The organism is Kribbella sp. NPDC020701, assembly GCF_055562215.1.
On record NZ_JBVHFT010000002.1, the window covers coordinates 559,373 to 573,906 of the forward strand.

The 14,534-nt window shown below is 68.0% G+C and carries 12 protein-coding genes and 2 tRNA genes; 7 read left to right on the plus strand and 7 right to left on the minus strand.

Annotated elements, in window-relative coordinates:
* The first annotated feature begins 1 nt into the window (after position 1).
* Genes ACZ3HV_RS06210 through ACZ3HV_RS06225 form a run of 4 tightly spaced genes read left to right on the plus strand, consistent with a single transcriptional unit; the run spans position 2 to position 4,249 of the window.
* Positions 2-868, plus strand: a complete 867-nt coding sequence (locus tag ACZ3HV_RS06210; protein WP_465681454.1) for an ABC transporter permease — start codon at positions 2-4, stop codon at positions 866-868.
* Positions 869-903: 35 nt separating this feature from the next.
* Positions 904-2,424: an ABC transporter substrate-binding protein gene (locus ACZ3HV_RS06215; RefSeq protein ID WP_465681456.1), complete on the plus strand. Its 1,521-nt coding sequence runs from the start codon at positions 904-906 to the stop codon at positions 2,422-2,424.
* Positions 2,421-3,449: an ABC transporter ATP-binding protein gene (locus tag ACZ3HV_RS06220; RefSeq protein WP_465681458.1), complete on the plus strand. Its 1,029-nt coding sequence runs from the start codon at positions 2,421-2,423 to the stop codon at positions 3,447-3,449. Before ACZ3HV_RS06215 ends, ACZ3HV_RS06220 begins: the two co-directional genes overlap by 4 nt.
* Positions 3,446-4,249: an ABC transporter ATP-binding protein gene (locus ACZ3HV_RS06225; RefSeq protein WP_465681460.1), complete on the plus strand. Its 804-nt coding sequence runs from the start codon at positions 3,446-3,448 to the stop codon at positions 4,247-4,249. The genes ACZ3HV_RS06220 and ACZ3HV_RS06225 overlap by 4 nt, the downstream gene beginning before the upstream one ends.
* Positions 4,250-4,475: 226 nt before the next feature.
* Here ACZ3HV_RS06225 and ACZ3HV_RS06230 read toward each other — a convergent pair whose 3' ends face one another.
* Positions 4,476-5,267, minus strand: a complete 792-nt coding sequence (locus tag ACZ3HV_RS06230; protein ID WP_465681461.1) for an LLM class flavin-dependent oxidoreductase — start codon at positions 5,265-5,267, stop codon at positions 4,476-4,478.
* 186 nt (positions 5,268-5,453) lie between these two features.
* Here ACZ3HV_RS06230 and ACZ3HV_RS06235 point away from each other — a divergent pair, with 186 nt between their 5' ends.
* The 3 genes from ACZ3HV_RS06235 to ACZ3HV_RS06245 all read left to right on the plus strand — a co-directional run bounded on the left by ACZ3HV_RS06235 (position 5,454) and on the right by ACZ3HV_RS06245 (position 7,766).
* On the plus strand, positions 5,454-5,867 hold the full coding sequence (locus ACZ3HV_RS06235) for a VOC family protein (protein ID WP_465681463.1): 414 nt from the start codon (positions 5,454-5,456) through the stop codon (positions 5,865-5,867).
* Between the two features lie 141 nt (positions 5,868-6,008).
* Complete coding sequence (locus ACZ3HV_RS06240; RefSeq protein WP_465681465.1) at positions 6,009-6,587, plus strand: DinB family protein; 579 nt, start codon at positions 6,009-6,011, stop codon at positions 6,585-6,587.
* A 228-nt stretch (positions 6,588-6,815) separates the two neighbouring features.
* Complete coding sequence (locus ACZ3HV_RS06245; RefSeq protein WP_465681467.1) at positions 6,816-7,766, plus strand: PrsW family intramembrane metalloprotease; 951 nt, start codon at positions 6,816-6,818, stop codon at positions 7,764-7,766.
* A 397-nt stretch (positions 7,767-8,163) separates the two neighbouring features.
* Here the strand turns inward: ACZ3HV_RS06245 and ACZ3HV_RS06250 are convergent.
* From ACZ3HV_RS06250 to gyrB, 6 genes are all read right to left on the minus strand, one after another.
* Positions 8,164-8,239 (minus strand) — tRNA-Ala (locus ACZ3HV_RS06250).
* A gap of 15 nt (positions 8,240-8,254) precedes the next feature.
* Positions 8,255-8,386 carry a DLW-39 family protein gene (locus ACZ3HV_RS06255; RefSeq protein WP_465681469.1) on the minus strand — a complete coding sequence of 44 codons (132 nt, stop codon included), beginning with the start codon at positions 8,384-8,386 and terminating at the stop codon, positions 8,255-8,257.
* 33 nt (positions 8,387-8,419) lie between these two features.
* Positions 8,420-8,496, minus strand: a tRNA-Ile gene (locus ACZ3HV_RS06260).
* Between the two features lie 96 nt (positions 8,497-8,592).
* Positions 8,593-9,495, minus strand: a complete 903-nt coding sequence (locus tag ACZ3HV_RS06265) for a DUF3566 domain-containing protein (RefSeq protein WP_465681470.1) — start codon at positions 9,493-9,495, stop codon at positions 8,593-8,595.
* 3 nt (positions 9,496-9,498) lie between these two features.
* Complete coding sequence (gyrA, locus tag ACZ3HV_RS06270) at positions 9,499-12,153, minus strand: DNA gyrase subunit A (protein ID WP_465681472.1); 2,655 nt, start codon at positions 12,151-12,153, stop codon at positions 9,499-9,501.
* A 76-nt stretch (positions 12,154-12,229) separates the two neighbouring features.
* Positions 12,230-14,296: a DNA topoisomerase (ATP-hydrolyzing) subunit B gene (gene gyrB, locus ACZ3HV_RS06275; RefSeq protein WP_465681474.1), complete on the minus strand. Its 2,067-nt coding sequence runs from the start codon at positions 14,294-14,296 to the stop codon at positions 12,230-12,232.
* Positions 14,297-14,534 lie beyond the last annotated feature (238 nt).

The window sequence follows — 14,534 nt, forward strand, 5'->3', positions numbered from 1 at the left end:
CATGGCCTCCCTTGTCCTGCCCCGGCCACTCGCGGTCCGGCGGGTCGGCTCCTGGCTCGGCCGCATCCCGTACGCCGTCCTCACGATCTACGCCCTGGTCGCGGCGATCGGCCCGCTGGTGATCGACTACAACCCGATCCGCGCGTCCCTCGACGACCGGCTGCGCAAACCCGGGTCGCACGTCTCCACCGGCGGTACGGCGTGGCTCGGCACCGACGGACTCGGCCGCGACGTCCTGGCCCAGATCGTGTACGGCGCCCGTACGTCGATCCTGATCGGCATCGCCACCGTGGTGGTGTCCTGCCTGGTCGGCGTCACCATCGGCACCGTGGCCGGGTACTTCCGTGGCTGGCTCGACACCTTCCTTGCCCGAGGCATCGATGTCCTGCTCGCGTTCCCGGCGATCCTGCTCACGATCGTGATCGCCGGCGCGTTCGAGCGCAGCGTCCCGGTGGTGGTGATCGCGCTGTCCGCGACCGCGTGGATCTCGTTCGCCCGGGTCACCCGCAGTGTCGCGCTGTCGCTGCGGGAGCGGGCCTGGGTCGATGCGGCCCGGGTTCTCGGCGTCCGTCGTACGTCGATTCTGTTGCGGCACGTCGTACCGTTCACGATCGGTCCCGTGGTCGCGCTGGCCACGCTCGAGTTCGCCCTCGTCGTCCTCGCCGAGGCGGGGCTGAGCTTCCTCGGGATCGGGTTGCCGAACTCGGCCGTGTCCTGGGGACAAACCATTGCCAACGGCAAGCAGTACCTCGCCGGCGCCTGGTGGATCTCGGCCCTGCCGGGCATCGCCTTGTCGCTGCTGATCGTCAACATCGGAATCCTCGGTGACCAGCTCACCGCCCGTTACGGACGCGGACATCTGCGATGACCCCGTCCAGCTCCCGCGGAAGGCAGGAGAAGACCATGACACTTGCGCCAGGTTTGACGCGTCGGGCGGCACTCGCCGTCGCCATAGCCGCCACGATGGCTCTCACCGCGTGCTCCGGTACCACCGGCGGGGGCGGTTCGAGCTCCGGCTCGGGGGACGTGGTCATCGCCGGCACCTATCCGGTGGACAGCATCGACCCGGGCGGCCCACAGGGTGGTGGTACCGGTCCGCAGATGGTTGAGCAGCAGATCTTCAGCCGGCTGGTCCGCACCAAGGCGGACGGTTCGGTCGAGGGCGACCTGGCCACCTCGTGGAAGCCGGACGCCACCGCGAAGACCTGGACGTTCACGCTCCGGTCCGGCGTGAAGTTCGGCAACGGCAAGGAGTTGAAGGCCGCCGACGTGGTCGACTCCTTCAAGCGGTTCATCGACCTGAAGGGTACGAACGCCGCGAACTTCCCCGGCTACACGATGTCCGCGCCGTCAGACAACACCGTCGTCCTGACCGCGTCGAAGCCGGACGCCGCGATCCCGCGCAAGCTGGCTGTGTTCTTCGTCCTCCCGGCCGGTGTCGGCGCGAACGACACCGCGTTCTTCGACAAGCCGGTCGGCACCGGACCGTTCATGCTGGACAAGTTCAGCCCGAACGAGATCGTCCTGGTCCCGAACGCGGAGTACTACGGCGGCGCGCCGAAGGTCACCAAGGTCACGATCAAGAAGATGCCCGAGCTCGCGGCCCGGCTGACCGCGCTGCGCACCGGTGAGGCGGACGTGGTCTGGGGCATCCCCGACGACCAACTGCCCGAGGTGCAGAAGGACTCGACGCTGAACGTCGAGATGGTGCAGAGCTCGGCGGTCTTCACGATGTGGTTCAACTCGTCGATACCCGCTTTGAAGGACGCTGCCGTGCGCCGCGCACTCTGGCAGGCGGTCGACTTCCCGACCATCATCAAGAAGCTCTACCCGCAGACCGGTTCGCTGTCCGACTCGGTCGTCTCGAAGCAGACCCTCGGGTACGTCGCGCAGCAGCCGGTCACCTACGACCCGACTGCGGCGAAGGCGGCGTTGACCGCGGCCGGGTTCGACTTCGGCACCAAGCTCCGGCTGCAGTTCGCGAACGCGGAGTTCCAGCAGTTCAACCAGGCGGTCGTCTCCGACCTGCAGAAGATCGGCGTCCAGGTCGACCTGCTGCAGAAGGAGCAGGCGGTGTTCACCAAGGACCTGCTGGCGCTGAACTGGGACATCAACTTCCAGCAACTGTCGAACCCGATGCTCGACGCCGCGAACACCGTCGGCCGGCTCTACCCGTGCGCGGCCAAGCGCAACGGCTACTGCAACCCCGCGCTCGACAAGCTGATCGCGCAGGCCGCGGGCAGCACCGACGAGCAGCAGCGAGTCAAGCTGTACGGCGACGCCGAGAAGATCATCTGGGACGACGCGGTCGGCATGTTCCCGATGGCCGTCAAGTACGCCTACGCCTGGAACAAGCGCCTCACCGGCTTCACCCCCGACCCGAACGGCCTCCCCGACTTCTCCAAACTCCAGGTCACCTCTTGAACCGCGCCGATTTGTCCACAACTGTGCAGGACGCTGCGTCTTCTGCGGGTTCTGCCAAGACCTTGCTGGAGGTGTCCGGGCTGGTCGTCGACCTGCCCGGGCGCTCCGGCGCCGTCCGGATCGTCGACGGGGTGTCCTTCGACATCCCGGCGGCGACCACAGTCGGCCTGATCGGCGAGTCCGGTTCGGGCAAGACGATGACCGCCAACGCTCTGATCGGTCTGCTCCCCGACGGGGCAGCTGTGGACGGTTCGCTCAGCTGGCGCGGCGAGGAGTTGCTGCAGGCAACAGCCGCCCGCCGGCGGCAGTTGCGCGGGCACGAGATCGCCATGATCTTCCAGGATCCACTCGCCGCCCTCAATCCGACCCAAACGATCGGCCGCCAGGTCGGCGAGATCCTCCGCCGGTCCGGCTCCTCCCGCTCAGCCGTCCGCGAGCGAGTGATCGAACTCCTCGACCGCGCCGGCATCCCGGAACCGGCCACGAAGCTCGACAGCTTCCCTCACGAATTCTCCGGCGGCATGCGCCAGCGCGCGATGATCGCGATGGCACTCGCCGGCAGCCCGTCCCTCCTGCTCGCCGACGAACCGACCACCGCCCTGGACGTCACAGTCCAAGCACGCATCCTCCGCCTGCTCCGGTCGATTCAAGAGGACGCCGGCCTGGCAATGCTCCTGGTCAGCCACGACCTCCGCGTGATGGCCCACGTCGCCCACCAAGTCGTCGTCATGTACGCCGGCCGCGTAGCCGAACGTGGCCCAACTACTTCTGTACTGCGCCAGCCGGCTCACCCTTACACACGGGCGCTGGTCGACAGCGTCCCCGCCGTACGCACGAAGTCCGCTCTGGCGCACCCGCTCCCGGGTACTCCCGCAACACCCGCCAACCGTCCGACCGGATGCGCCTTCCACCCTCGGTGTCCCCTTGCCCAGGACCGCTGCCGCACCGAGCAGCCGGAGATCCGAGCCGTGGCACCAGACCGCTGGACCGCCTGCCACTTCGCCGAGGAGGTGCTGGACCGATGACTGCCGATGTCGCTGAGCCGCCGCGTGGTGCCGCGGCTCTGCTGGAGGTGCGCGACCTCCGTGTCACCTTCGGCCCTCGCCGCAAGCCGTTCATCGCCGTCGACGGAGTCACCCTCACCGTCGGCGCCAACGAGACCGTCGGCCTGGTGGGGGAGTCCGGTTCCGGCAAGACCACCGTCGCCCGCTCGATCGTCGGCCTGGTCCGCCCGGCCTCCGGCGAGATCTCCTACGCCGGCCGCCCGCTACCCCCGGGCACCCGCCGCGGCGGCGAACTCCAACGCGCCATCCAAATGGTCTTCCAAGACCCGCGCTCGTCGCTCAACCCCCGGATGACCGTGGCCGCGATCATCGCCGAGGCCTGGCGGACCCATCCCGTGGCCGCCCCGTCCGGCGACCGTACGACCGCTCTACATCAACTCCTGGCCGACGTCGGCCTCGACGCCGGAGTCGCCCACCAACGAGCAAGCCAGCTCTCCGGCGGCCAATGCCAACGAGTCAGCCTCGCCCGCGCGCTGGCCGTCAAGCCTCGCCTGCTCGTCTGCGACGAGGCAGTCTCCGCCCTCGACGTCTCCGTCCAGGCCCAGATCCTCCGCCTCCTGGACGACCTCCGCCAACGCCACAACCTCTCGATGCTCTTCATCTCCCACGACCTAGGTGTCGTCCACCAGATCGCGGACCGCATCGCCGTCATGCGCCACGGCGTACTGGTCGAGGAAGGCTCAGCTACCGAAGTCCTCGGCTCACCCCAGCACGAGTACACCCAGACCCTCCTGGACGCAGCCCTCGAGCTCAACGCGTAGTCCACCGGTGTTCCCGGTGGTCGCCGCCGGCGTACCTCCGGACGCCAGGCCGGTAGGGATGCCGGCTTGGGGATGCCCCGGCTGACCGGAGCATCCCCCGGACTCGGCCCGGCTCGAACGGGCGGCCACCCTCTCCGTCACGGGCGCTCTCATCCGGAGCCAGAACGCCTTGGGCGAGGACCACCCGAGTCTAGAAGTCAGTGCACCGGCGCGCCCGGCAATTCCGCTAGCCCGCGCGCAGCCCAGCAGCGTGCTCGTAGTCGCGGCGCCAATCGCCCGTCGGTGGCAGAATCACCCGCTCGACACCGGCCTCCTCATAGGCGGCGAGCTGCTCGGCCGGATCGCCACTCAAGTCCGGTGCGACAACTGTCGCCTTGAGTGCCGGCCGGTTGTGCTTCGCGGCAAGCTCGTTGATCCGGTCCAGGTTCGCCCGGACCTCGTCCGGCGTCATCGCGATCGTCGCCCACCCATCGCCGTACGTCGCCGCCCGCCGGTGCGCCCTTACACCGTTGCCCGCAACAACAATCGGCGGGACCACCGACCCAGGGGAGAGCGTCGCCTCGAGGCCATCCGCGAGTACGACCGGCTTCCCGGCGATCAACTCCGGCAGCACCGCCAGCGCCTCATCCGTCAACCGACCGCGCTCCGTGAACTCCACGCCCGCCGCACGCCACCCGACGTCACCATGCGCCGGATTCCCCGTGCCAACGCCAAGCACGAGTCGGTTGTTCGAAACCAGCTGCAACGTGCTCACCTGCTTCGCCGCCCACGCCACCGGCCGCAACGCCAGCAACATCACGTTGAACCCCACCGTGATCCGCTCAGTCACCGCCGCCGCGGTAGCCAGCACCACCGAGCTGTCCAACATCGGCGCACTGGCAATCAGATGATCCGTGGACCACACCGAGTCCAGCCCCACCTCCTCGGCGAACCGAGCACTCTCCCGCACATCCCCCAGCATCGCCCGCCCCGCCTCCGGCGACGACGTCGGCAGAATCACCCCGATCTCAAGTCCCATACTCCCGGCAACCCACCCCTCGGCAACCCTATTCCGGCTGTCCCCGTCCGCCGCGGGCCTGCGCCGCTCCGTGATCTGCGCCGCCCTCACCGCTCCAGCCGTACAGCATCACGGCACCGATCAGCGGTCGGATGGGTACGACGACCTGGCCCCGACGTAGTCCAGCATGGAACGTGAGGTGATGAGATGACGACTCCACCGCAAGTACGTGTCGGCGCGTTGACGATCACGGCAACGCGACCCCGCGAGCTCGCACGCTTCTATGCCGCTCTGCTCGGCTGGACGTACTTCCGCGAAGAACCGGCCCGCCCAGGAGAGCCGCCGTACGCCGGCTACGCCCTGATCTGCCCGCCGGACGGCACCGTGGCCCCGGCGCTCAACTTCGACTACGACCCCAACTACCGCCGCCCGGTCTGGCCCACCGTCCCCGGCGAGCAGACACCCACCATCCACCTCGACCTGGGCGTCGACGATCTCGACACCGCAGTCTCCTGGGCAACCGGCTGCGGCGCGACCGTCGCCACCCTCCAGGCCCGCCCATCGGAACACCGCGTCATGATCGACCCCGAAGGCCACCCCTTCTGCCTGTGCTTGTCCTGACCACCTGCCTCCACACGTCCAGCTGCTAGAGGTTGCCGCCAGCAACGGATCGGCGCTCGTCCAGGTAGGCGAGGGCCCCGGTCAGCTGCCCACCCCAGACTTCCTCCGCCGGTCGGTAGGGTCCGATCGAGGAGGTGCGAGGTGATCGTCGATCTCAAATCTGAACTGCTGAGCGTCCTGCACGGCGGCCGGGCAACGATGCTCGCCAAGCTGGACGGTTTGTCGGAGTACGACCGCCGCCGCCCAGCCGCTCCGACCGGCACGAACCTCCTCGGCCTGGTCAAACACCTGGCCGGCCCGGAGTACGGCTACCTAGGTACGTCGTTCGGCCGCCCACCCGCTGAACCCCCGTCATGGTTTCGAGACGACCCGTACGCCGAGATCGACATGTGGGCCACGACCGACGAATCCAGTGCCTACATCACAGCCGTCTACCAGCAGGCCTGCGAGCACGCCGACACCACCATCGCCGAACTCAACCTCGACACCCCAGGCCACGTAGCCCATTGGCCCGACGGCCAGCGCGAGACAACGCTAGGCGTCCTCCTGATCAGAATGGTCGCCGAGACCGCCCAGCACGCCGGCCACGCCGACATCATTCGCGAACAACTCGACGGCCGAATCGGCACCGACGAAGCGACCGTCGACGCAGACGCAGCCTTCTGGCGCGCCAGAAGAACCAAAGTCCAAGAGGCCGCCAACCACTACCGCGTGCCCTGAACAGCCTGCGCACGGGGCGAGGTCCCGACCCCAGCCACCAACTCATGACCCACCTCGCCGCTCACCCCGAGGAGTGCTCTCCGCGAGCCAGTTGACCCGGCTCCGAGCCGAGACGTGGGGATATGCACCCACCTATCCACGTCCTCCTCGCTGTTTTCAGTGCGGCGGTCTGGATCTCACCCTCGGGGGAGGAGGTTGTGTCGCCGTTCGCCTGTCATTGTCCGGTGCGTGGCCGATCAATCGGTGGGGTTCTCCGCTGCCGCGGGGAAGCGCGCGTGGCTTGCGATTCTGCTGGCCGGCGTACTGGTCTGGGTGCTGGCGGCCGGCGTCACGGCGATCACCGGGGACGCGATCCTGGTTCCGACCCTGTTCCTGATCGGGAGCTTCCTGGTGCCGGTCACGGTCGTGACGTTCGCGATGGCTCGCCTGGACGACTGCCACCTGACCAGCAGCGTGGTCCTCGTCGGGTTCCTTGCAGCCGGGACGATCGGTGTCGTCGTCTCTGCCGTGACGGAGATCTACCTGCTGCCGACCGGGTCCGGCCCGATCGGTAACGCGCTCGGGTTCTTCGGCGTCGGCTTGATCGAGGAAGTCTCCAAGGGTGCTGTGCTGGTGGCGGTCGCCTGGCGGGTTCGCGAGCGCACAGTGCACGGAGGAATAGTCCTGGGGGCCACGGTCGGGGCGGGCTTCTCCGCTTTCGAAAGCACGGGCTACGCCTTCTACGCGTACGTCCAGCACACCAACGACCACCCCGAGTTGAGCATCCTGCAAACCGAGGTGTCGCGAGCCATGCTCGCTCCGTTCGGCCACCTGACCTGGACCGCACTGCTCGGTGGCGCGCTGTTCGCTGTTGCCGCGCCACCCAACGGCGGGTTCCGCCTCACCCCACGGGTGGGATGGACACTCCTCGGAGTCGCCGCACTCCACGGAGCTTGGGATGCGTCGTACGGCTGGGCCATCTGGATCACCCAAGGACTCACCGGGAGCGGCTGGGTCGCGGACTGGCCCGACGACAGCTACTGGGAGGGCGTCCCGACCAAACAGCAGATGTGGGCCTTCCAGGCAATATACGACGGCGCCCTGGCCGTCATCGCCCTCATCGGAGTCCTCTGGGTCGTCCACTCCTGGCGCCACAAACCCAGCCCCACCAGCACACCCCCACCCACCAACACCCCGTAGTCTCCCAGCAGGCTGTTCCAGGCAGCGCCCTGACGGACGATTCACCTGCGCGCTGGACAGGGGCTGGCCGCGTCATCAGCGTGCGTTGGCGCAGGCACAGTCGGAAGCCGCGCTCACGATCCACAGGCAGCGGGACCACGCGGCGGTCACCGCGCGGCACTGCGCAACGCGGGCGAAGGCCCGCCACCTCGCGCGGCAGCGCGTACGCCGACGGCAGCCCGCCGACGTGCGGTAGCGCGGAGAATCGGGCCATAGCGCGCCGACTGCGCGGCAGCGCCAGGAGCGCGCGGCGGCACGCACCGATTTCGGGTGGGTGGGAGCGGCGCGTAGTGCGCGACAGAGGAGGGGCGTAGCACCGCGGGGGAAGACAAACCCCTCACGCGGGTGAGGGGAGAGTTGGTGGAGACGAGGGGACTTGAACCCCTAACCCCTGCCTTGCAAAGGCAGTGCTCTGCCAGTTGAGCTACGCCCCCGTGACGGGGTGGTCGTCAGCGGCCCGGGGTGACCGGGTCGACGGCCTCGGCCCAGAGGTCCTTCTCGGCGCGGGACTGCTGGGTCTTCTTGTAGGCGAAGTATCCACCGATGCCGGCCAGCAGCACCAGCAGGATCTTTCTCAGCACTGGAACTCCTCGGATCAGGGTTTCGCAAAGTGATGGTGGGCCTAACTGGACTTGAACCAGTGACCTCTGCCTTATCAGGGCAGCGCTCTAACCGTCTGAGCTATAGGCCCGCAGTGCGGGGTCGAACCCGGGAGAGATTACCGCACCAAGTGCCCGTCTCCCAAACCGGTTCCGGCCGGACCGACCCGCGGCCCGGCCGGTCGGCCTCAGTCCTCCGCCGCCAGCGTGACTTCCAGGCCGCCGAGCAGCGTGGCGGCGATGTTGTAGAGGAAGGATCCGAGCGTCGCCAGCGCGGTGATGATCAGCACATCCGCGCACGCCAGCAGTGTCGTGAAGCCCATCACCTTGCCGGTGTTGATGTAGTTCTCGATCCGGAACGGCTCGGCGGTCGGCGTACCGAGCACCTCTTGGACAGTGCTGTTGATGTTGTCGAACACCCCGGCCGCACCGATCGCGGACCAGATGATGAACACCGCGACCCAGGTCACGATCCCGAAGGCGATCGACAGCAGGAACGCCGTCTTCATCACCGACCACGGGTCGATCCGGGACATCCGCAGCCGCGCCTTGCGGGTTTGGTGCCTGCTCGAGCTCTTCGGTTGCTTCTCGGCCCTCACGGCGACCCGGCTCTCGGTCTTGTCCGCCTTGTCGGCCTTCACCGAGGCAGCCTTGTCGAGCACCGCCTGACGCGCAGCACTCACCCGGTCACCGAACGACTCGGTCTTGGCCTCGGTCTTCCCGGTCAGCCCGTACGACGCTGCCGACGGAGCGCTCGACGCCGGCGGGACCGGCGTGTGGGTGGGTGACCACGGTTCCTGGCGGCCCGGCGTACTGGGCCCTGGCTGCTGCTGCGGGCGCACAGGGGCGCCTGCCTGACCTGGCCCGCCTGCGGCGGCCGGGCGCGGCTGTGGGCGGAACTCCGACGGCCGCTGGCCGTTCGGAGCAGCGCCGGTCCTCTGCTGGCCGTTGCCGCTGGGGGCGGCGCCGGAACGACCGTTGGAAGCCGGGCCGGCCGGTCCGGTGGACTGCTTCCCGCCCTGCGATGTCCGCTGGCTCTTGGAGCTGTCCGCCGCACCTTCGGGCCATGTCGGCCTCGCGCGGTTGGTCATCAGTTACCCCTCCTGGCCGGCTTCGTCGTCTTCGACGGTAGCCGCGCCGTCCCCGTCCGTCGAACGCTGGTCATCATTCTGGACGCTCTCAGGGGTGGATTCGGTTGTCGATCCGTCCACATCCTGAACACTTTCCGGAGCTGTACCCGCTTCGGCGTCCTCTGATTCCTCCCCGTTCAGGGTCAGATCGGTGTTCCGCGCGATCGCGACCACCGCGTCGGACTCGCCGACCCCGGCGAACCGGACACCCATCGTGTCGCGACCCTTGACCGGAACGCTGTCCACCCGGCTGCGGACCACCTGGCCGCTGGCCTTGATCGCAAGCACCTGGTCCTCGTCGACCACGATGATCGCGCCGACCAGCGAACCACGCTCGTCATTCAGCTTCACGGCCTTGATCCCGAGACCGCCGCGGCCCTGCTGCCGGTACTCCGAGACCCGCGAACGCTTGGCGTACCCGGCGTCGGTCACCGTGAAGACGAACTGCGAGTCCTCGTCGGCGCCGGCCCGGATCACCGACATCGACAGCAACTCGTCGCCCGAGCGGAACTTCATCCCGGTGACGCCGGACGTGGCCCGGCCCATCGGGCGGAGCTGCTCGTCGTTCGCGGTGAAGCGGATCGACTGGCCCTTGCGGGACACCAGCAGCAGGTCGTCCTCGGCGGTGGCCAGGTCGGCTCCGATCAGCTCGTCGTCCTCCTCGCGGAAGTTGACCGCGATGATGCCGCTCTGCCGGGCCGAGTCGTAGTCGGTCAGCGCCGTCTTCTTGACCAGGCCCCGCTTGGTCGCGAGCACCAGGTAGTCGGACTGCTCGTAGTCGCGCAGTGTCAGGACCTGCGCGATCTCCTCGTCCGGCTGGAACGACAGCAGGCCGGCGACGTGCGAACCCTTCGCGTCGCGCGCCGATTCGGGCAGCTGCCACACCTTGGCCCGGTACACCCGGCCCTTGGTGGTGAAGAACAGCATCCAGTGGTGGTTCGTGGTCGCGAAGAAGTGGTTGATCTCGTCCTCGGCCCGCAACTGGGCGCCGCGGACACCCTTGCCGCCGCGGTTCTGCGTCCGGTACAGGTCGGTCTTGGTCCGCTTCGCGTACCCGCCGCGGGTGATGGTGACGACGACGTCCTCGTCCGGCACCAGGTCCTGCACGGACAGGTCGCCGTCGGCCGCGATGATCTCGGTACGACGCTCGTTGCCGTACTTGTCCACGATCTCGGCGAGCTCGTCCTTGACGATCGTCCGCTGCCGCTCCGGGCTGGCCAGGATGTCCTCGAGGTCGGCGATGATCGCCTCGAGCTCCTGCAACCGCTCGATGATCTTCTGCCGTTCCAGGGCGGCCAGCCGGCGCAGCTGCATGTCGAGAATGGCCTGGGCCTGGATCTCGTCGATCTCCAGCAGCTGGATCAGGCCGGTGCGCGCCTCGTCGACGTCCGGGCTGCGCCGGATCAGCGCGATGACCTCGTCGAGGGCGTCCAGCGCCTTCACGTAGCCGCGGTAGATGTGCGCGTTCTTCTCCGCCTCGCGCAGGCGGAAGCGGGTCCGTCGCTGGATGACCTCGATCTGGTGGTCGATCCAGTGGCTGATGAACAGGTTCACGCTGAGGGTGCGCGGTACGCCGTCGACGAGCGCGAGCATGTTGCAGCCGAAGGTGTCCTGCAGCTGCGTGTGCTTGTACAGGTTGTTCAGTACGACGCGGGGCTGAGCGTCACGCTTCAGCACGATGACGAGCCGCTGCCCGGTCCGGGACGAGCTGTCGTCACGGATGTCGGCGATCCCGCTCATCTTGCCGGTGTTCACCAGCTCGGCGATCTTCAACGCCAGGTTGTCCGGGTTGACCATGTACGGCAGCTCGGTGACGACCAGGCTGGTCCGACCCTTGGCGTCTTCCTCGATGTCGACGACCGCGCGCATCGTGACCGAGCCACGACCGGTGCGGTAGGCGTCGTCGATGCCCTTGTATCCGACGATCAGTGCACCGTTCGGGAAGTCCGGGCCCTTGATGTACTGCAGGCAGGCGTCGAGCAGCTCCTCCGGGGTCGCGTCCGGGTGCTCCAGCGCCCAGTCGACCGCTGCGGCAACCTCGCGCAGGTTGTGCGGCGGGATGTTCGTCGCCATGCCGACCGCGATCCCCGACGAGCCGTTCACCAGCAGGTTCGGGAAGCGGGCCGGCAGGATCACCGGCTCCTGCGACTTGCCGTCGTAGTTGGGCCGGAAGTCGACCGTGTCCTGGTCGATGTCGCGGACCATCTCCATCGCCAGCGGCGCCATCCGGCACTCGGTGTACCGCATCGCGGCCGCCGGGTCGTTACCCGGCGAACCGAAGTTGCCCTGGCCCTGGATCAGCGGTGCCCGCATCACCCACGGCTGCGCCAGCCGGACCAGGGTGTCGTAGATCGCCGAGTCGCCGTGCGGGTGGTACTGACCCATGACGTCACCGACGACGCGGGAGCACTTGTTGAAGCCACGGTCCGGCCGATAGCCACCGTCGTACATCGCGTAGAGGATGCGGCGGTGCACCGGTTTGAGGCCGTCGCGGACCTCGGGCAGCGCGCGGCCGACGATGACCGCCATCGCATAGTCGAGATACGACTGCTGCATCTCGGTCTGCAGGTCCAAGGGCTCGACCCGGTCGTGGCCCGGAGTCGTGGGGGTCTCGGTCATGAAAAGCTCGTCCCGTTCGAATCAGTACGTCGGTGAGTGGCGCGAGGATCCGCGGTCCCGAAGGACCGCGGATCCGTCAGATGTCGAGGAAGCGGACGTCCCTGGCGTTGCGCTGGATGAAGCTGCGCCGCGCCTCGATGTCGTCGCCCATCAGCGTCTGGAACGTCTCGTCGGCGCGGATCGCGTCGTCCAGGGTGATCTGCAGCAGCACCCGGTTGGCCGGGTCCATCGTGGTGTCCCACAGCTCGTTCGCGTTCATCTCGCCCAGACCCTTGTAGCGCTGGATCGGGTTCTCCTTGGGCAGCTTCTTGCCCGCCTCGTGGCCGGCCTCGAGCAGACCGTCCCGCTCCCGGTCGGTGTAGGCCAGCTCGTCCGGCTGGTTGCTCCAGCGGATCTTGTACAGCGGCGGCTGCGCGGCGTACACGTGACCGCGCTCGATGAGCGGCCGCATGAACCGGAACAGCAGCGTCAGCAGCAGGGTCCGGATGTGCTGGCCGTCGACGTCGGCGTCGGCCATGATCACGATCTTGTGGTACCGGAGCTTGTCCTCGTCGAAGTCCTCGTGGATGCCGGTGCCGAGCGCGGAGATGATCGCCTGGACTTCGTTGTTCTGCAGGACCTTGTCGATCCGGGCCTTCTCGACGTTCAGGATCTTGCCGCGGATCGGCAGGATGGCCTGGAACTTCGGGTCCCGGCCGCCCTTCGCGGAGCCACCCGCCGAGTCACCCTCGACGATGTAGACCTCGCACTCCTCCGGGTTGGTCGACTGGCAGTCGGCCAGCTTGCCCGGTAGGCCGCCGCCGCCCAGCAGGCCCTTGCGGTTGCGGGCCAGATCGCGCGCCTTGCGGGCCGCGATCCGGGCGCTCGCCGCCGCGGTCGCCTTGCGGATGATCTCGCGGCCTTCCGCCGGGTTCTGCTCGAACCAGGCGCCGAGCCTGTCGTTCACGAGCCGCTGCACGAAGCCCTTCACCTCGGTGTTGCCGAGCTTGGTCTTCGTCTGGCCCTCGAACTGCGGCTCGGCGAGCTTGACCGAGATGATCGCGGTCAGGCCCTCCCGGATGTCGTCACCGGTGAGCCTGTCCTCCTTCTTCTTGATCATGCCCTGGTCCTCGCCGAACGAGTTGACCAGTGAGGTGAGCGCGGCCCGGAAGCCTTCCTCGTGGGTACCGCCCTCGTGGGTGTTGATCGCGTTCGCGAAGGTGTGCACCGACTCCTGGAACGAGCCGCTCCACTGCATCGCGACCTCGAGGCTCATGCTGTTCTCGCCCTGGGTCTGCGCCGCCTCGAACGAGATCACGTCGCGGTGCACGGTCTCGCGGATCCCGGTCAGGTACTTCACGTAGTCGACCAGGCCGTTGTCGGCCCGGAAGGACTGCTCGACCGGGTGGCCGTCCTCGGTGTGGTCCGGACGCTCGTCCCGGATCACGATCTCCAGGCCCTTGTTCAGGAAGGCCATCTCGCGGAACCGGGTGACCAGCGTCTCGTAGGAGTACGTCGTGGTCTCGAAGACGTCCGGGTCCGCCCAGAACGTCACGGTGGTCCCGTTCGACTCCGACGTACCGATCTCGGCGAGGTCGGCGTCCGGGACGCCGTGGGTGAAGGACTGCGTGTACAGCTTGCCCTTCAACTTCACGTCGACGCGGAGCTTGGTGGACAGTGCGTTCACCACGGACACACCGACGCCGTGCAGACCGCCGGACACCTTGTACCCGCCGCCGCCGAACTTGCCGCCGGCGTGCAGGACCGTCAGTACGACGGTGACGGCCGGCTTGCCCTCGGACTCGACGATGTCGACCGGGATACCGCGGCCGTTGTCCTCGACGCGGACCGCGCCGTCGGGCAGCAGGGTGACGACGATGCGGTCGCCGAACCCGGCCATCGCCTCGTCGACGGCGTTGTCGACCACCTCGGTGACGAGGTGGTGCAGACCACGCTCACCGGTGGATCCGATGTACATGCCCGGTCGCTTCCGGACCGCGTCCAGACCCTCCAGGACCTGGATCGCACTCGCGTCGTACTCACGCTCGACGACGTTCGACGGGATCGCGTCGAGCAGCGCGGGGAGCTCCTCGCTGTTGGGTGCGGCGGTGCCGATGGGGTCGGCGGACTGGTTGGCGTCGATCTCGGTCGGCTCGTCGGTCACCGGCTGTTGTCCTCCTCGGACCCCGCGTTCGCGAGGCATCGCTGCACAGTGGGAGCCGCCCCCTACAGTGGTACTAGAGGTGCGGCTCGTCCTACACGGTCCATCTTACCTGTCGACCGAAGCAGAACCGGCCATCAGGCGCCCGAAACTGTGGACAGGGCGTCTTTTCTCCCTCCTCGCCATGTCCCCACTCACGGACGGGGGGCCAGAAAGCGCTCACGGGCGCTCAGTGGCCTCC